This is a genomic window from Aestuariibius violaceus (assembly GCF_040779325.2).
Classification (GTDB): Bacteria; Pseudomonadota; Alphaproteobacteria; order Rhodobacterales; family Rhodobacteraceae; genus Aestuariibius; species Aestuariibius violaceus.
The window spans coordinates 1-16,828 of record NZ_JBFONT020000021.1 but is presented as its reverse complement, the minus strand read 5'-3'; the positions used below and the strand labels follow the sequence as shown (position 1 = coordinate 16,828).

The window sequence follows — 16,828 nt, the reverse complement described above, 5'->3', positions numbered from 1 at the left end:
CACATGCGTGCAGCGATGTCCTACGCGGCATCAAACAGACTGCGAAGAGAAGCGTGACCCGGATGAGCGACAACGATCCTAAGCAACAAGAAAAACGAGCTTGACCCAAATGCCCAATTAGAGAAGCTGGCATTCGCCGCCGCTGCGGCGTATCGGCACAATTCAAGCTTGGTCGCTATCAGACAAGCCCAGCAGAGTGCCGCATCCAAGGGCAGCCCCCCTGGCGAAGGGATTGACTTGCGCGACTGACCGGGCGTAACACGGTTTTCGGATGCAACACCGAATTGGAAGGCGTCTATGACAAACGTATCACGCATGCGCCCAGGCAGCATCCCAGGCGGGCTGTCCCGCCACTGACATACTCGGGCGATTGCCGTCCCTGATGTCGCCTCTGTCTCCTTTCGACACGATCCAATTCTGACAAGGCGCGGACTCGGTCCGTGAATATTCCATGACCCGTAATTCTTCCAAAGGCGCTTTCACGCGCGTTCTGTCTTTCGCTTTCGGTCTTTGGCGGCGCCGGGCCGGGTCTCTGGCCGCGCTGATCGCGCTGGTGCTTCTGTCAACGGGGGCCGATGTGGCGATCCCGGTGGTCACGGGGCAGCTGGTTGCCGCCGTGTCGGAGGGCAGCTCGCCCTGGGCAGCCTTCGGCCTCTTGCTGGCGCTGGGGGCGTTCTCGGTCGCGGCGAAGATCCTGTCCTATTTCGCCATCATCGACCTCACCATTCCGACGATGCGGGCGGCCGAGGAGGAAGCCTTTGCGCGGGTCCAGCGTCTGCCCGCGGACTGGCATGCCAATGCCTTTGCCGGGTCTACGGTGCGGCAGATCACGCGCGGCGCCTGGGCGCTCGACGATCTGGCGGACGTGCTGTTGCTGGCGATGTTGCCATCGGTGCTGGTTCTGGGCGGCACGATCGGCACCTTGGCGTGGTTCCGCTGGGAGGTGGGGCTGATCGCGCTCATGGGTGCATTCCTTTTCATTGCGCTGTCACTGGTGCTGACCTTGCGCTGGGTGGCCCCGGCGGCGCGGCTCGCAAACGCGCAGGACAGCCGGGTGTCCGGGGCACTGGCCGATGCGATCACATCGAACGCGGTCGTCCGCGCCCATGCGGGCGAGGCGCGCGAGGAAGCGCGGCTGAGCTGGGTGCTCGACAAATGGGCGCACCGCACGCGGCGGACGTGGCGGCGGGGCACGGTGTCGGGCTTCACGCAGGATGTGACGCTGTGGCTTCTGAGGGCGGCCGTGCTCGGCGGCGCCCTGATGGTTTTCGTGCGGGGCCTGGCCGGGGCGGGGGACATCGCCTTCGTGGTCTCTGCGCTCGGGATGCTTGATGGGTATCTGAGGCAGATCGGACAGCATGCGCGGATGTTGCAGAAATCGGTGAACGATGCCGAGGAGTTGGTGGAGCTGATGGTGGCCGAGCCGGAGCGGGATGTGGCCAAGACCCCCGCGCTGGCCTTGCCGGAGCGGGCCGGGGCGCTGGCGTTCAATCATGTCGGTTACCAATACGCCGGGGCGGCGACGCCGCTCTTCACCGATCTGCATGTCAGCATTCCCGCCGGCCAGAAGGTGGGGCTGGTGGGGCGGTCGGGGTCCGGCAAGACGACCTTCGTGAAGCTCATTCAGCGGATCCACGAGATCAACGACGGGGCGATCACTCTGGGGGGCGTCGACATTGCGCAGGTCCCGCTGGCGGAGTTGCGCCGCCAGATCGCGCTGGTGCCGCAGGAGCCGGTGCTGTTCCACCGAACGCTGGCCGAGAACGTCGCCTATGCACGCCACGGTGCGTCGGTCGAGGAGGTGCGCGAGGCGGCGGCCCGGGCGGGTGCTGCCGATTTCATCGAGCGGCTCGCCAAGGGCTATCAGACCGAGGTCGGCGAGCGCGGTGTGAAACTGTCGGGCGGCGAGCGGCAGCGGGTGGCGATTGCCCGCGCCTTCCTGTCGGACGCGCCGGTTCTGGTGATGGACGAGGCGACGTCATCGCTCGACAGCGAGGTCGAGGCGCAGGTGGCCGAGGCCGCCGAGCGGCTGATGGCGGGCCGCACGACGCTGGTGATCGCGCACCGGCTGGCCACGGTGGAGCGGATGGACCGCATCCTCGTCTTCGACCGGGGCAGGATCGTGGAGGACGGAACCCCTGCCGAGCTGATGGCGCGGGAAGACGGGCTGTACCGCGCGCTTCGGGCGCGTCAGACGCTGGCGGCTTGAGGGATGGCTGACGACGGACCGAGGGGGCTGTCTGCCCCCTCGCGCTCCCCAGAGGATATTTCCGACCCAAATATGGAGGGACGCCCGCCAAGGGGGTCGTGGTCTGCGTCAGAGCGTCAGGGCCGCGGCCCAGATGGCGAGTTTGATCGCGAACACCGGATACCGGACGAAATTTACCACCCTTTGGCCGTGCCGGGCGGGTACGGTGACGAGATGGGCCATCAGGTCGGACCACGTCCAGTGCCAGAGCACGACGCCGAGCGCTTGTCACGGCAGATGTGCAGTAGGAGGGCTATGAAGAAGACGAGCGCTGCAATGGGTCGTGGCGGGCGAGGAGGGCCGTGAGGGGCAGTGTGACGGCGGCAATCATGGCCCAGAGGGCGGCATGTGGACTCAATAGCGGTGGTGATGAATCGCCCGGTCGTCGACAAGATAGCACCAGATCAGGTCGAGATCGGTCATGGTGCCGCCGATGAGGGCGGCGGGCAGGACAAGTGGCGCGGCGGGCCATAGGCGTTCCAGAACGTAGCCTGACGGCAGGTGGGCGGTGATCATGCGCTCTGGGCTCCTTGCAGACCTTGGAGGCGTCACAGCATCTGCTGACACATGGTGAGGTAGCGCATCGAGTATACGGCCCTAAGCGGACCTTGACCGGTCACCGCTTATGCTGCAGCGCGGCCCGCCCAAGAAGCTGGCGGACGCCTTGTTGCTGGTCCCGATACGGGCCGACATGTGCTTCCGGGTTATGGTGATCAGCGAGGCTTTGAATTGTTGGTTGAGGCCGGGTTTGCTGTTCCACAAGCCATACAGATAGTGACGTCAAATGGAGCAGATGCGCTCGGTATCTCACACGAAGTCGGACGTATCACGCCCGGGCTTGCAGCGGATCTCGTCGTGCTGGAAGGTGATCTGACGGACGATCCATCGATTATCCGAAATGTGCGCCTGGTGTTTAAAGACGGCGTGGGTTTCGATCCCGCTGCCTTGATCGCGGATGTAGAGGGTCAGGTTGGCGATCGGTGAACTAGGAAAGGAGGGATATATGCCAAGCTACCGGAACGCGAAAATGCTCGGCGTGCTAGGAGTAGTTTCGGCGATAGGTATTGCTTCGCAATTGTCGACGACGGGTCTTGAGGCGCCAGCCCAGCCCTCGATCCTCGGCCGGGGATCGATTTCACTCCCCGACCGACATGAGTTTTGTTCAACTCTCACGCGAGATGGTCGGACTGCCTACGTCGGCATCGAACATGGCGATTGGCAATCGATCGTTTCGTACTCTTGGGACGGTAACAACTGGGTTGGGCCTATCCACATTCTCGGCAGCCCGGAGTACAGCGCCCAAGATCCTTACCTTTCAAAAGATGAGACGCGACTTTACTTCACTACCCGGGTCAATGGTCATGCGGACATAGGTTATCTTCAACTAGAGCTCGACGACGAATGGAGCGAACCTGTTCTTCTGGACGACCCGGTGAATAGCCCTGGCAACGAATACTATACCTCGTTCACAAGCGAGGGCGATCTTGTCTTCGCTTCCGACCGCGAAAAGACACAGCGCGGCGACTACGATATTTATCGCGCTCACAAGAACAAAGTTGGATTTGATGAACCCGTGCCGTTCCCAGAAGGGATAAACACAATTGGGTACGAGGCCGATCCATTCATTGATCCGGGCGGGCGATATCTGATCTTTGCCTCCACCCGATCCGGTGGCCGAGGTCGGGGTGATCTTTACTTAAGCGTTGCTCTTGATGATGACCAATGGTCTCAACCCATACCATTTGATAACTCGATCAACACGACAGCGCACGAACTGTGTCCAGCCATGAGTTTGGATGGGACCGAATTTATGTTCACAAGCGACAAGGATATTCGCTGGGTTTCATCGACCGTGGTAGACCGATTAGTGGACGAGTTTCCTTCGGAGAACGAGCGGGGCGTCGTCGACCGAATAGGTCAAGAATAGGGCCGCAACTCGACCGTCCGGACCCGGGCGGCATTGCTGGTCAAACGGCTCTCTCGAACCTGACCTGCTCGCCTTGGAAACCGCGTTTATTGGTAAGCTCTGCTTAGAGCGTTTCGGTTTGAACTTGAATCGTGTGGGCTTCCCCTGAGGACTGATTTGTGATTCCTCCTGTTTGGGAGGAAGGGTCATGTCAGCACCATTGCCATTGGCGCTTCGGGCGCGGTTTCAGAAATACATTGAAGAAGGGTTAAGCGGGCGGGCGGTGGTGATTATAGTCGCCGCGCCATGCCGCAATCAAATGGCAAGCGTGGCTCAGGTTTGGGAACAGGTGCTCGTTCGGGCACTCGTCCCGCAAGCTGCCATTAAAGCTTTCCACGAAGCCGTTCTGCATGGGCTTGCCCGGCGCGATGTCGTGCCAATCCACTTGGCGAAGTCCAGATTTTGCAGATGTATTCGTAAGGTATGAGACCGCTCAGTGTCTTCAGGCGACGTGCGAAGTTATACGGATCCAAGAAGTCGGCGAAGTGGCTGAGCGCGGTTCTTTCGGTCCGATCCTCTGATCCTCAACCGTTTTGCGCTTCCGCCATTTAGCAACCGTCTTGAGATTGATCCCAATCTCCCGGCTCAGCTCCGCGATCGAAGCTTGCGATCGCTGTATCGTTGCTCTGATCGCGTGCGGGATCGTCGCGCTCCCATGACGAACTTGTCCCATAATGCTTCCTTCCATTCCAACGAAAGGATAACACCATCAAAACGTGAGACCAAACAGCTAAAATTGCGCGCGGCCTTGTTGCATCTGGAAGAACTGCAGCCAACGTGTTCGTTTTTTTCCAGAAGGGCTTCTTTCTAGTGAGCTGCCCAGCCAAGCCCTTCTGGAGTGATTTGCCGAGGCACTCGCACTGAAAACTGGAGTTGACGCCGAAAGTATTGATCGAAAAAGCTCTTTACTGCTACGTGCGATCTATTCTTGAAAGATTACTCCGGCACAGCTTGGCATCGCCCAAATGAGAAGAGCCCCATATCTCGCCCGACTAAAACTGCCACGCGAAGCTCAGCTCGGCGCCATAGGCTTCGAACTCTGATTGTCCAAGACCATCTGCGTAAACACCGATATCAAAATCAAAAGGTCCAGTTCCCTGCCTGCGCAAGCCCATATCTATGCGCCCGCGCGTACCTTCGACAGAACCGTTGCCGCCATCCTCGCTTGTAAACAGCCCGGCGACCCCGCCAGAAAACTCGATACCCGCAGCACCGACGGGCATCGTCCAGTCCAACGCAGCCTCCAACTGGCCAAGGCGAACGCGCTGTGCCGCGACGGGATTGGACAATTCATCGATATAGGCCTCCGAGCGGTCCTCAACATATGCCCATCCGACCAGCGGGCGCAGTGTTGCAGTGCCTGCCTCGATCTCGCCCGACAGGTTCACCATAGCAAGCGCACGCTCGGTTGCGAAAGTGTCGCTATAGGTGCCAATGGGACTGATCTCGTTGCTTGTGCGCCCCCACAGAAGCCGGGCGTCGACATCGATCCCGCCATAGCGCGCCACGAAATACGGGCCGACCAGCCAACCCGTGCCTTCGACTTCAGCGAGCCCTTCGTTAGAGACAGCATGATCAAGCTGAAGCATCATCCCCAAAAGAGTCTCGTCTTGCAGATACGTATGAGCACCGAAGCTGAGTTTGGTATAGGCGGTTTCGAACCCGTCCAGGTCTGACCAATTTGCATCCAGGGCGGCCCAAACCGGTCTTTCGCTCCCCGTGTGGATCTGCACCGTACCAGCGCCGCGTGTTACGAGGATGTTACCGTTTAGATCACTCTTGCCCAGCAACTCTGCCAAACCAGGCTGCGCCGCAATCAGGGCAGCCGCGCGCGCTGCCATAAACTCGCGGATCACCTCTTCCGCGACCGAGCCTGACGCAAACATGCCGGTAACCGACGCCGCGGCCGAAGCCGTGCCGGTGCTGTCAAGAGCTGCAGCAGCGGCAACGGATACTGTCACGTCAGTGTCGCCATCCACGGCCAGTTCGGCGGTGTAGACATCAGGGCCGCCGCTGATCGCGCTTAGCGTTCCGCCCGTCACTGTAATGTCGGCCAGATCAAATCCGCCGACAGGCTCGCCCCAGTCAAATGTGATCGTGGTTGTCATCGGCGCCGAAAAGCTATCCGGCACGCCAGTGATTGAAACCGCCGGTGCGTCGCCGTCCGGCGGCGGTGGGGTGGCCTCAACGGCTGCAACGCTGAGGTTGCCCGCAAGGTCAGCTGCCGCGTCGGCTGGAACAGCAATGCTCGGCGGGGACAATATATCACCACCAGTGACCGTGACAGTGAACACGCGCCCCGGCGTGGTCGCCGCAAACGCAGACAATGTCGCAGACACCGCGGTAATGTCGCTGACGTCGAACCCCATCACATCTTCGTCAAACGTGACGACCGCGGTGAAGGGCGCGACACTGTCATACCCAATATAGGTGATCGTCGGAGTCGGCGCTGTGAGATCTGCGGTCGATGTGACCTCATTGGAGGCCACGCTCGGATTGCCCGCCGCGTCGGTGAACGCAGCCGCAGCCACCGAAAGCGCCACAGGACCGTCCGTGATAGGCGTCAGCACAGCGGTGTAGCTCGCGCCAGAGCCGGTCAGCACGGCGGTCGCATTGGTCAACACCAGATCATCCAGCGCAAAGTCGGTCGTCGTATCCGACAGCGTGATCACTGCCGTTTGCGGACCGTTCAGCGCGCCGGTGAAGTCGGCGATGGCCGCGGTTGGCGCAGAGAGGTCAGATTGCAGGACTAAGGTGTTGGAAACCACATTGGGATTTCTGCTTGGGTCCGTCGCACTGCCTGCGGGCAGGAGAAGTGTCATGGGGCCTGTCGCATCAGGTACCACGGTGAAGCTAAATGCACGTGGGCCACCGGTCAGGTCTGACGCTTGTCCATTGGTGATATCCAGATCCGCAATCTCGAACCCTGTGACGTCTTCCGAGAATGTCGCGGTCACCGTGCCACCGGCAGGTCCCAGCTCGGTTATGGCAGATGCAAGCACGATGTCCGGACCAGTCACGTCGAACACCCCAAGGTCAAAGGGCCCCTGCGCCACGCTTTGATTGCCGCTCGGTTCGTCCAGCAGCCCCGCGTTGATCGAAAGAGAGACCGCATCCGAAGAGTTTGCCGGGATGAACGTCACCGATAGATCGGCACCGTTGCGGTCAATCGCATCTATTGTGGCATTGGCTGGCGTGACCGAACCGGCAGTGGGTGCAGTCGAGGCAACGGCCCCGGGCGTGGCGGTGAAGATGGCCGTAAATTGACCCACGTCGGACGCTGCGACAACGTCGGCAAGGCTGAACTCTGGCGGTGTCGCGTCGGCTGTGCTGGTTAATATATTGCCAGCTGCGTTCTGGTTGCCAACAGCGTCCGTCACCACATCAGATGGTAGCGCGATCCGAACTGGACCGTCCGCGATCGGAACCACGTCGAAGGTGAAGGTTTGGTTGTCCGTGGTGGCAAGTCCCGATGCCCTCAGATTTTCAAGATCCAGATCACTTAAGGCAAAACCCGTAACCTCCTCGCCAAAATCGACGGTCACCCCTTCGCCTGCGACGCCAATGAGGGGGGCAAGGCCGGACAAGACCGGCGTCGGCCGGACACCATCGACCAATATGTCAGGCCCTTCAATGGTCCCGGCGCCGCTTGCTCCTGCGGTTGTTCTGATGCGCTCGCCAAAGATCTGAGGCCGAACGGTCCCGGTCCCCCCCGATACAAAAAAGGTGATTGTGTATTCTGTGGCTGAAATCCGCACGGGCCTGTTGTTCCCAATACTGATCGAGGTAGTACTATTGATGGGCACTAAGTTGATATCACGTAGGGTGGCAGTACCTATTCCTATACTTGAGTCATCGATCGGTTGATCAGATGTCAGGGTAACCACGAACCTCTCGCCAGCGGCCACAGACGCAGGCGCTGTTACCGTCAGGTTCGGAACGATGGCCGTTCGGGAATAGGTTGATGGCCCAGTGCTCACGGTAACCCTGTCGGTGCCATTTCCATTTGAGGTCCGCGTGGCCGAAACCGTGAAATTCACATTGTACGTAAAGCCAAATGCATTCCGTGTGCCCGAACATGTTCTGGTTTCGCCGTACGGGACAGTCCGGCTTCCCCCTGCGCAGGTGACGGGAAAGCTGAAGAACCCCGGGAACCCAACAATATCAAAGTGCGTCAGGCGGTAAAAAACCGCCCCGCCAACTACTGTGCTGTTGACCCGACAATCACCATTTTCTGTCAAGCCAAAAGCGAGGCCACCATTACTTGCGGTTTCAGAAGTATTGGCTTGTCCAAATTGAGCCGGGCAAGACCCGTTCAGATCCTGCGCTTGCGCCTGTACTGAGGCACTTTGCAAAAATAAGGCCATGACGGTCGCTACGATCACGGTGACGCACTGCTGTGTGACCCGACTCAAGCGGGGCCTGTGCGCCTCATCAGCGGCGGCCACGATAGTCCTGACTGTATTGTCGTGAAACTGTAAATTGGACATTCGTGGTCTTCCCATCGCAAGCGCATTGCCACCCAAGGTGACATCATTCCTCAAACGCCCCGCAGGTGCGGGGCAACTCTATGGCCAGTGCCTACGGCGGAGAGGTTTAATCCCCGGGAGAGTCGTCCCTAATCCGGCATCTTACCGATGCGGCCTTGATGCATCGGAGGTTCTCAGACGCATCGAACATCAGCCAGATCGCAGTGCCTAATCCAGCGTTAAGACTTATCATCTCGGCCGGGATTTATCATTTGAGGGGAGGTCTTGGCGCTTTGCTTTGCGATGTTGCGAACCTGCATCAGCGCCGGAAAGACGAGACATATCAGTGGCGCGAATTACGTCGCCGCGTCTCACTTGGGTTCTCGCCAAATTCCTGCCGATAGGCGCGGGTAAAATTGCCCGTATGGGTATAGCCACTGTCGAAGCTGACCTGCTTGACCGAAACAGTGCCGGTCATCAAAGCGTGCCGGGCGTGCAGTAGGGTCATAGAGCGCATGTAACTTGCCATCGATACGCCGAACTCTGCCTGAAACACCCTGCGCGCCATCTGATCACCCATAGCATAGCGCTCGAACATTTCCCCCGGAGCAAAGGTGACCCACGGACTTCGGTCCAGCTCGGCTTTCAAGGCATGAATGGCTTTGGCCTGCCAGGGCTCTATCTTTGATCCATTTGTGTGTGAAGAGACCGGATCGCGAGGGTCGAGACCACTGAAGCGGCCCAGCATCTCGGCATAAAAGCCGAGTGCAAGGCTTTCGGCCTTCATCCGTCCGATACCCTGCACAAGATGCTGGCGATATAGCTCCTGCGCCGTTTCGCGAACCGCCCGATCTGGCGGTACTGGCACCGCGATATCGATGGCGGAGCCGACCTTCAGCGTCGCCTCCAATCGAGGCGACAGCGCTCCGGTCAACTGGGGCATCAGTGCGTTGCGGCAGATGCCGACACAGACATGACGTAGAGTCTGCCCCACCTTTAACCGTAGCCGAAAACCGGGTGTATCGCTGCGAATGACCGAAGCCCCATCTGGAGCCCAATGGGCCCGTGCCCCGTTGCCCATCACGATTTCGGCTTCCCCGGACAGGAAGTACTGGGCAGAGATATGAATGTTGCTGACGTCATGCGGGAAGGCGATCTCAGTGGGCTCGGACACCTCTATCGATGAGGTCGTCAACATGGCACCGCCTTGAAACGCCTGGAATGTCATCTGTCCTTGCGCATCCGGCAAGACTAGGTGATTGGCATCTGCGGCATTCCAAGAGATTTGCTTAAAGAACGTCATATGGCCGTTGTTTCTAATGTAGGATCTCAAAAAAGAATAAGTGTGTAAGAAATATCAATTCCTTATAAGAATCAACCTGATCTAAATATTAGCTCGGATTTAAGGCAAAAAATTGGCTGTAGCATGGAGCAACTAAAAGTTGAGACCTGATGCTAGAAGAGGATATTTGGGACTGTTGCATTAACCGCGGTCGTTGGGCAGGTCATGGCTCTGAAGGTTCGTTATGCCGCGCAAATCGCCGTTCAAGCATCACCGCTTTTCCTCGTGAGATCATCCTTTGCGCGGTCCGCTGGTACCTGCGCTACCCCCTGTCCTACCAGGACGTCGTAGATCTTCTGGCAGAGCGCGGGGTCGTGGTCGACCGGTCGACAGTCTATCGCTGGGTCCAGAAGTTCGGTCTGGAGCTGACCAAGCGAACCGAGAGGCATCTGCGGCGCGCGAGCGTCGACTGGCACGTGGACGAGACATATATCCGCGTGGGCGGCAAATGGCGCTATCTGTGGCGCACGATCGATGCCAACGGGCAGATGGTCGATTTCCGCCTGTCCCTACAGGAAAGCCCGCGCTGATCAGATCAGTGCGGGCAATACCTTCGTTCGTTTTTCGAAGGTTAGTCGCCTCTCACCGTCATCCCGTCTGGTAGCCATGCGTCCAGCCGTGCCTTGGCCTCTTTCGACAGCCCTGCACGGGCGGTTTCCTCGGTGAACATCTTGTGGAGCTTCTCGACCTTGTCCTTCTTCGGGGATTTCGCGAAGGCAGGCGCGATCTCCGTGCCGATGATCTCGGCCATGATCCCGTCCAGCTGATCACTTTTGAGCCGTGCGAGAAAGTCCTTGGTTGGTGTCCAGATGGAACGGATATCCGCCTCGGCGAGGTTGGCGATCTGCTCAACCAGCGGGGTCGGTCTGTCGAGGGCGAGGTCTGCCGCGAAGAGACGGGTGATCTGCTCCGTCAGCATCGCATTGCGGGCTTTCTTCGACTGAGCGCGGAAGGCGGTGAAGGCGTCGCTCGCCTCTGACCCATTGAGCGGCATCCGATACTCTTTTGGTGCGAGCCTGTCGGGCAAAGCCATGCCTTCGTCGGCCTTCTCGGGCGTGTTTCGCGCCGCCTTGCCGCCGATCTGCAAGGGCATGGCGTCCGCATAGCAGGGCGTGGAGAGCGCGAAGGTCAGGAGATCAAGCGCCAGTTCAGGCTTTCTGATGAGCGCGGCTTGGATGCATCCCGTGCGGATCGCCGCCAGATCATCCATGACAGAGGTCGGATAGGGCGTGGCGGGTTTCGCCGCTTTGGCATGGCGGCTCTCTTCGATCACCCCCGCCTCTGCTGCCGCCGCCTGATCCTCGGGGCGCACCAGCCCCTGCCGCAGGTCGAGCGTCCCATCCCAGGCAATCGCCACCATCACCCCCGCATGGGCTTTCTGGGTGGCGGTGAAGTGCTCTTCATTCAGCTTTGCTTCCAAAGCCACGAACTCTGCCTGACCATCTTCATTACAGACCTCTGCCTCGATCAATTCCCCCAGCTCCTCGTAACGCAGATGCTCGTCCTCGGAGATGTCCCTCTGTTCGGGATAGGTGCGGCGATACTCGGCCAGAACCTCATAAGGGATCGGCTCGATCTGGGCGCTCACCCATGCCCAGCCCTCGGCCTCAAGAGCGGCCTTGGCCTTACTCAGCTTCGCCTCCGCCAAACCCCGCACCAGTTCGAGATCGCAGAACCAGATATCTGCCCCGAAGAGGTCTTCACGGATCGCCCCGCCTGCATCCTCAAAGGCCGCGCGTCCCACGAACCGCGCCAGTGAACTTTCGGCAGAGACAGCCTCCTGCATGAGCATTCGCTTGATCTGGGCGGGATTGTCGCCGCCATAGCCTTCCTGCAGGCGAGTGAAGGTGGCCTCCTGTGCCGCCACATCGCCCGTCACCGTATAGGCCGCCGCCACGTCCAAGGTGATCTCACCTGCGCGCAGAGCTTCAAGGATCACAGGCGCAAGCCCTGCCAGCCGCAAGCGCCCCGTCACATGGCGGACGGACACAGCGAAAGCCTTGGCGATGGTCTCGACAGAAGCGCCTGTCTCGACCATCCGCCCATAGGCTCTGATCTCATCGGCGGGATTGAGGGCAAGGCGCGCGGTGTTCTCGGTGCTGGCCCAGACCTGCGCTTCGGCCTCGTCATCGGTCACGAGGACAGGCACAAGAACTTCGGCCTCGTCCTGCCCATCCTCGGCGGCAATGGCCTTGAGCGCCCGCAAGCGGCGTCCGCCCGCCACGATGGCCACGCGGCTGTCCTCCATGAGCACGCCCATGAGGTTCTGCATCAGACCCACGGTGCGGATCGAGTCTGCCAGAGCGGCGATCTCCGCATCCTCCACATTCTGCCGTGGGTTCATCACCGACAGGTCGAGCCGCGCCAGCGGGATCTCGTGGATCGCGCGCGTGGGCATGGTGGGCAACACGCCTGCCTCGGTCGCTTTGGTGGCTTCGTTGGTTTTGATTTTCTCTTGCTTGGTCATTGGTCTCTCCTTTCGTTGGGGTTGAGGGGGCGGGAGACCATCCCGCCCGAAAGCGGGGTCAGTATTCGCTGGCGAGCATCAGGGTGAGGACGCGTCGTGTCTGGGCAGGATCGGCGGGATTGTCCGATCCCATCGCGTAAGCCGTGTCGTAATAGTCGATCTTCCAGAACAGCTTGTGGCCGTTCTGGGTGAACGCGCCGAAGTCGCGCTCTCCATAAGGGTCATTTTCGGCGGTGAAGTCTGCAAAGCGCACGACCTCCGCCACGGCCTCACGGACGAATGTCTCTCCTTCGGCCTGCATGCCATGGGTGACGACCCATCGCCCGATCAGGTCTGTGTTCTGTTGGCGGCGGAACGCATCGTTCTGCGCCGTGATGATCTTGGTTGTCTTGTCTGTCATGATCCGTCTCCGTCTCGTTCTTCGGGTTGGGACGGTGAGACCTGTTCCCACCGCCTTTGGGCGAAGCCTGCCTTCCTCGGTTCGAGGGAATGGCTCCTGCCATTCACCGAAGCGCAGGGAGGAGGGCGGCAGCCCGACGAGTGGCCGGACGGGACAGGGTCAAACGGGTCGCAGGCGGGACTGGTGCGGCCCGCAGACCCAGCGGGGTAAGCCCCAGCGGGGCGGCCGATGGGGCGAGGACACGGGTCCCGCCGGAGACGACCGCAGTTCTGCGGACGCTTGCCCTTTGACGCTGGGCTGGCCGGGTGCTTGGCGGTCAGAAAAAAGAAGAGATGTCATGGTCCGTCAGGATCCATGGCGGGATCAGTCTTCACCCGACCATGGTTGGGTGGCCGTATTCTTAATTTTCCTTAGAGATGCCGCGCCGGATCCCGGCGCTGATGGAGGATCCGATAGACGAGGATCCCGTCCTCGGAGGCCTGATAGTAGATCGAATGGCGCTCATATTCCGCGCGCAACAGACCTTCCCTAACAACCTCATAGCGCCGGCCCAGACCGGGATGCTCGGCCAGGAGCAAACAGCGCTGCCAGAGGGCTTCAGTGTAGCGCTCCGCCTGATCCAGGCCGAAGCGCTCGATCGTGTAGAGAGTAATCTCGGTAAAGTCGGTTTCTGCGTCCTGGGTGAGGGTCAGCCTAGTCACTCACCAGCCCTTTGGCGCGCGCCATCGCCCGCGCCTGTTCCAGGATCTCGGGCAGGGTCGCCTCGCTGATCCCACTGGCCTCGGCCGTGTCGATCATCCCGCGCAACTCGGCAATCGCGCCTTCCCGGCGCTCCTGATCATGGCGCACCAGATCCCGAAAGTACTCGCTGACATTGCCGTAGCGGCCGGCCGCGATCTGTGCCTTGACCCACTCGTTCATCTGGTCAGGCATAGAAATGGTTAGCTGCGACATTGAAACATCCTCGTCATCATATTTGTTCATAATAGTTCTTATTTAATAGTACCAGATAATGGAATGCTTTGCAAATCTGACCTCCGCCCTTTGTGCATCTCAAGCGGACCACGCAGCTCACGCCTCCCGCTCCCGCGGCCAGACATCGAACATTAGATTAAGCCGGTGGATCTCGACTTGAGCGGGATCTTCCTCGGCAAGTCGCTCCGCCAGCCCGTCCAGAACCTCGGCGCGGACGGCGACTCCTTCGGCCATGCGGTCTGCGTAAGGCGTGATGGCGCTCTTCGGTCCAACGATCATTGCATAGCCGTGGCGGCCCGCATGTTCCTGTTCATCGAGTAGGATTGGCCATTTCTGGAGAGAGTCCCACGGGAAGCTATGTGTTCCGGCCGAGCGAAGAGCGGTGTGGGGCTCAAGGAGTTCGGTCAGGGGAAGCGGATACCAGCGGAAGGCGTACTCTTCCAGAAGCAAGACCGTCCCACCAACCTCCAAAGCAACTTCGAAATAGAACTGCTCTCCAAAAACCAGAGGCGTGCCCTCGGTTGGATAACGATTGCGGCGATTGAGCCCCAGGCCCGAAGGTGCCCGGATGGAGCGGAGCTTTCCGTAGCGTCCATGATCGTCGAGCACTTTGCGCCACGTGGTCTTGAGGGACGGATCAAACAGATCCGGTGCGAACCGGATCCCCATATCGAGATGCCGTTCCACAATCAGCCGATGGACCATCGCGACCTTCCGCCGGGCCAGAAGGCCGCGCTCGAAATTGCTGACCTCATGGGGCTCGACGACATAGTTGGGGCTGTCATAGGCCTCGCGCAGGAAGCTCTGCCAATCGGTCTTCAGAAGCGCGACCAGCTCCCGCGTCACTTCGAATACGCGGGCGCGTGTCTCCTCCGATGCTGATGGCCAGTCGATACTCATGCGTCCCCACAAACTCGATTACACATTCTACATCTAGATTACACGGGAAATGCGGCATCAAGATGTGCGATGCTACCTCAGATTAGACGAGGAGCTGCGCTATGTCCGAGCCCAATGACCTACCCAAGCTGACCCTCGACTGGGACGCCTATCTGCCGCTCCTCGAAGACGAGGATATCCCCGAAGAGCAGAAGCGTGAGCTTATCAAGACCCTCTGGTTGATCGTCGTCACCTTCGTCGATCTCGGCTTCGGCATCGAGACCACCCAAACAATCTGTGGAGAAACCCCCGATGAGATCGCAGACCTCCTCGACGATGTGCTAGACTGGGACGAGGTCCGCGATGAGGACATCCCCGACATCGAACAAGAGTGTGTCTCGTCCGAGGACGCGCCGGAAAGGAGACCCTGATGCAGGAGGCGTTCAACAAAACTCAGAAGACGGCGACAGCCCTGATCTATTGCCGGGTCTCCAGCGTGAAGCAGAAGATCGAAGGCCGGGGACTGGAAAGCCAGGAGCATCGCTGCCGGTCCTATGCCGAAAACAAGGGCTATAACGTCGAAGCGGTCTTCCCCGACGATGCCTCCGGCGGCGGAGACTTCATGGCGCGGCCGGGCATGCGAGCCTTGCTCGCCTATCTCGATGCTCAGCAAGGCAAGCGCTATGTCGTGATCTTCGACGATCTCAAACGCTTCGCCCGCGAAACCGAATTCCACTTCAAGCTCCGCCGCGAGTTTGCCGAACGCGGGGCCTCAATCGAATGCCTCAACTTCACCTTCGAGGACACGCCCGAAGGCAAGTTCATCGAAACCATCATCGCTGCCCAGGGCGAGTTGGAGCGCGAACAGAACCGGCGACAAGTCGTCCAGAAAATGAAGGCCCGGGTCGAGAAAGGCTATTGGGTCTTTCAGGCCCCGATCGGCTATCGCTACGCCAATGACCGCGTCCACGGGAAGCTACTGGTCCGTGACGAGCCGATCGCCAGCATTCTGCAAGAGGCTCTTGAAGGCTATGGATCGGGCCGCTTCCGATCCCAGGCCGAAGTGACCCGCTTCCTCGAAGCCCAGCCCGCCTTTCCGAAGGATCTGCCGGATGGCCAGATCCGGCAATGGAAAGTGACCAAGATCCTAAATCGGGCGATCTATGCCGGTTATGTCGAGGCCCCAAACTGGGACGTCGCGCTGCGCAAAGGCCATCACGAGCCGCTGATCAGCTTCGAAACCCATACCCGAATCCGACACAATCTTGAGGCTGCGGCGCGCCCCATGGCCCGCAAGGATATCAACGCCGACTTCCCGCTCCGCGGCTTCGTCTTCTGCGATGCGTGCGGCAAGCCCATGACCGCCTGCTGGTCGAAGGGCTGCCGCCGCCATTACCCCTACTATCTCTGTGACACCCGTGGCTGTCCGTCGAAGCGCAAGTCCATTCCCCGAGCCAAGATCGAAGAGGGTTTCGCCGCTCTGCTGCGCAACTTCCAACCAAGTCTTAAGACCGTGGAACTGATCCGAACGATGTTCCGTCTCGCCTGGGACCAGCGCCTCGACCATGCCGAGGCAAGCAGAGCCGATCTCAAGCGCAAACTCAAGGACACCCAGAAACAGATCGACGGTCTCCTCGACCGCCTCCTCGAGACGACAAGCGACAGCCTGATCGGGGCTTATGAGACGCGCCTGGAGACTCTGGAGCGTGAGAAGATGCTGCTGACCGAACAGATCGATATGATCGTGCCGCCGAAGGGCAGGTATGAAGATTTTATCGAACTCTCTTTGCGCTTCCTCGCAAACCCTTGTCATATCTACCAAAATGGCTCGCTGACCCTCAAAAGAACCGTCCTGAACCTGGCTTTTGCCGAACCCCTCCGCTACTGTCGGGAAACAGGTTATCGAACTCCCAAAACCACCTTTCCCTTCAAGGTGTTAGGAGAGAACCCTAAACAATTTGAACAAATGGTGCTGCTGGGGAGGATTGAACTCCCGACCTCACCCTTACCAAGGGTGCGCTCTACCACTGAGCTACAGCAGCCTCGCCGCGGGGGAGTAGCTGTAACGGCGCGGTCGCGCAA

13 protein-coding genes, 1 tRNA gene and 4 pseudogenes are annotated in these 16,828 nt (G+C 59.8%); 6 read left to right on the top strand and 12 right to left on the bottom strand.

Annotated features, from left to right (window positions below; genetic code table 11):
- Positions 1 to 451: 451 nt before the first annotated feature.
- Positions 452 to 2,209, top strand: a complete 1,758-nt coding sequence (locus AADZ90_RS22205; RefSeq protein WP_411997177.1) for an ABC transporter ATP-binding protein — start codon at positions 452 to 454, stop codon at positions 2,207 to 2,209.
- A 108-nt stretch (positions 2,210 to 2,317) separates the two neighbouring features.
- Here the strand turns inward: AADZ90_RS22205 and AADZ90_RS22200 are convergent, their stop codons facing one another.
- Positions 2,318 to 2,461, bottom strand: coding sequence for a hypothetical protein (locus AADZ90_RS22200; RefSeq protein ID WP_367312878.1), 144 nt, complete (start codon positions 2,459 to 2,461; stop codon positions 2,318 to 2,320).
- 141 nt (positions 2,462 to 2,602) lie between these two features.
- The gene (locus tag AADZ90_RS22195) at positions 2,603 to 2,764 is read right to left on the bottom strand and encodes a hypothetical protein (protein ID WP_367312858.1); all 162 of its coding nucleotides are present in this window, start codon (positions 2,762 to 2,764) and stop codon (positions 2,603 to 2,605) included.
- Positions 2,765 to 2,941: 177 nt separating this feature from the next.
- On the opposite strand from AADZ90_RS22195, the gene AADZ90_RS22190 reads away from it, so the two are divergent.
- Positions 2,942 to 3,232 carry an amidohydrolase family protein gene (locus tag AADZ90_RS22190; RefSeq protein ID WP_411997176.1) on the top strand — a complete coding sequence of 97 codons (291 nt, stop codon included), beginning with the start codon at positions 2,942 to 2,944 and terminating at the stop codon, positions 3,230 to 3,232.
- Between the two features lie 19 nt (positions 3,233 to 3,251).
- Complete coding sequence (locus AADZ90_RS22185) at positions 3,252 to 4,175, top strand: TolB family protein (RefSeq protein WP_411997175.1); 924 nt, start codon at positions 3,252 to 3,254, stop codon at positions 4,173 to 4,175.
- 256 nt (positions 4,176 to 4,431) lie between these two features.
- On the opposite strand, the pseudogene AADZ90_RS22180 reads toward AADZ90_RS22185, so the two are convergent.
- The 4 genes and pseudogenes from AADZ90_RS22180 to AADZ90_RS22165 form a co-directional block, all read right to left on the bottom strand.
- Positions 4,432 to 4,602: pseudogene (locus AADZ90_RS22180) on the bottom strand (integrase core domain-containing protein); the annotation flags it as partial.
- 102 nt (positions 4,603 to 4,704) lie between these two features.
- Positions 4,705 to 4,887 (bottom strand): annotated as a pseudogene (locus AADZ90_RS22175) (IS481 family transposase); the annotation flags it as partial.
- Between the two features lie 319 nt (positions 4,888 to 5,206).
- On the bottom strand, positions 5,207 to 8,704 hold the full coding sequence (locus AADZ90_RS22170; protein WP_411997174.1) for a beta strand repeat-containing protein: 3,498 nt from the start codon (positions 8,702 to 8,704) through the stop codon (positions 5,207 to 5,209).
- Between the two features lie 322 nt (positions 8,705 to 9,026).
- Positions 9,027 to 9,986 (bottom strand): helix-turn-helix domain-containing protein, encoded by a 960-nt coding sequence (locus AADZ90_RS22165; RefSeq protein WP_411997173.1) that lies wholly within the window; start codon positions 9,984 to 9,986, stop codon positions 9,027 to 9,029.
- Between the two features lie 223 nt (positions 9,987 to 10,209).
- Here AADZ90_RS22165 and AADZ90_RS22160 point away from each other — a divergent pair.
- Positions 10,210 to 10,534, top strand: a pseudogene (locus tag AADZ90_RS22160) (IS6 family transposase); the annotation flags it as partial.
- Between the two features lie 62 nt (positions 10,535 to 10,596).
- Here AADZ90_RS22160 and AADZ90_RS22155 read toward each other — a convergent pair.
- From AADZ90_RS22155 to AADZ90_RS22135, 5 genes are all read right to left on the bottom strand, one after another.
- On the bottom strand, positions 10,597 to 12,492 hold the full coding sequence (locus AADZ90_RS22155) for a ParB/RepB/Spo0J family partition protein (RefSeq protein WP_411997172.1): 1,896 nt from the start codon (positions 12,490 to 12,492) through the stop codon (positions 10,597 to 10,599).
- A 58-nt stretch (positions 12,493 to 12,550) separates the two neighbouring features.
- Positions 12,551 to 12,892 (bottom strand): DUF3768 domain-containing protein, encoded by a 342-nt coding sequence (locus tag AADZ90_RS22150; RefSeq protein WP_411997171.1) that lies wholly within the window; start codon positions 12,890 to 12,892, stop codon positions 12,551 to 12,553.
- 410 nt (positions 12,893 to 13,302) lie between these two features.
- Positions 13,303 to 13,593: a type II toxin-antitoxin system RelE/ParE family toxin gene (locus AADZ90_RS22145; RefSeq protein WP_411997170.1), complete on the bottom strand. Its 291-nt coding sequence runs from the start codon at positions 13,591 to 13,593 to the stop codon at positions 13,303 to 13,305.
- A complete protein-coding gene (locus AADZ90_RS22140; protein WP_411997169.1) occupies positions 13,586 to 13,846 on the bottom strand; it encodes a type II toxin-antitoxin system ParD family antitoxin in 261 nt (86 codons plus the stop codon). The genes AADZ90_RS22145 and AADZ90_RS22140 overlap by 8 nt, the downstream gene beginning before the upstream one ends.
- Before the next feature lie 117 nt (positions 13,847 to 13,963).
- Positions 13,964 to 14,767 carry a hypothetical protein gene (locus AADZ90_RS22135; RefSeq protein ID WP_411997168.1) on the bottom strand — a complete coding sequence of 268 codons (804 nt, stop codon included), beginning with the start codon at positions 14,765 to 14,767 and terminating at the stop codon, positions 13,964 to 13,966.
- Between the two features lie 101 nt (positions 14,768 to 14,868).
- Between AADZ90_RS22135 and AADZ90_RS22130 the strand changes: the two genes are divergently transcribed.
- Both AADZ90_RS22130 and AADZ90_RS22125 read left to right on the top strand, forming a co-directional pair.
- A complete protein-coding gene (locus tag AADZ90_RS22130) occupies positions 14,869 to 15,177 on the top strand; it encodes a hypothetical protein (RefSeq protein ID WP_367312838.1) in 309 nt (102 codons plus the stop codon).
- Positions 15,177 to 16,172, top strand: a pseudogene (locus AADZ90_RS22125) (recombinase family protein); the annotation flags it as partial. The gene AADZ90_RS22130 and the pseudogene AADZ90_RS22125, both read left to right, overlap by 1 nt.
- A 541-nt stretch (positions 16,173 to 16,713) precedes the next feature.
- Here the strand turns inward: AADZ90_RS22125 and AADZ90_RS22120 are convergent.
- Positions 16,714 to 16,788: transfer RNA gene (locus AADZ90_RS22120), tRNA-Thr, on the bottom strand.
- Positions 16,789 to 16,828 lie beyond the last annotated feature (40 nt).

Coding starts and splice junctions, on each gene's coding strand:
- AADZ90_RS22205 (WP_411997177.1), top strand. CDS start 452: ATGACCCGTAATTCTTCCAAAGGCGCTTTCACGCGCGTTCTGTCTTTC.
- AADZ90_RS22195 (WP_367312858.1), bottom strand. CDS start 2,764: ATGATCACCGCCCACCTGCCGTCAGGCTACGTTCTGGAACGCCTATGG.
- AADZ90_RS22185 (WP_411997175.1), top strand. CDS start 3,252: ATGCCAAGCTACCGGAACGCGAAAATGCTCGGCGTGCTAGGAGTAGTT.
- AADZ90_RS22170 (WP_411997174.1), bottom strand. CDS start 8,704: ATGTCCAATTTACAGTTTCACGACAATACAGTCAGGACTATCGTGGCC.
- AADZ90_RS22165 (WP_411997173.1), bottom strand. CDS start 9,986: ATGACGTTCTTTAAGCAAATCTCTTGGAATGCCGCAGATGCCAATCAC.
- AADZ90_RS22155 (WP_411997172.1), bottom strand. CDS start 12,492: ATGACCAAGCAAGAGAAAATCAAAACCAACGAAGCCACCAAAGCGACC.
- AADZ90_RS22150 (WP_411997171.1), bottom strand. CDS start 12,892: ATGACAGACAAGACAACCAAGATCATCACGGCGCAGAACGATGCGTTC.
- AADZ90_RS22140 (WP_411997169.1), bottom strand. CDS start 13,846: ATGTCGCAGCTAACCATTTCTATGCCTGACCAGATGAACGAGTGGGTC.
- AADZ90_RS22135 (WP_411997168.1), bottom strand. CDS start 14,767: ATGAGTATCGACTGGCCATCAGCATCGGAGGAGACACGCGCCCGCGTA.
- AADZ90_RS22130 (WP_367312838.1), top strand. CDS start 14,869: ATGTCCGAGCCCAATGACCTACCCAAGCTGACCCTCGACTGGGACGCC.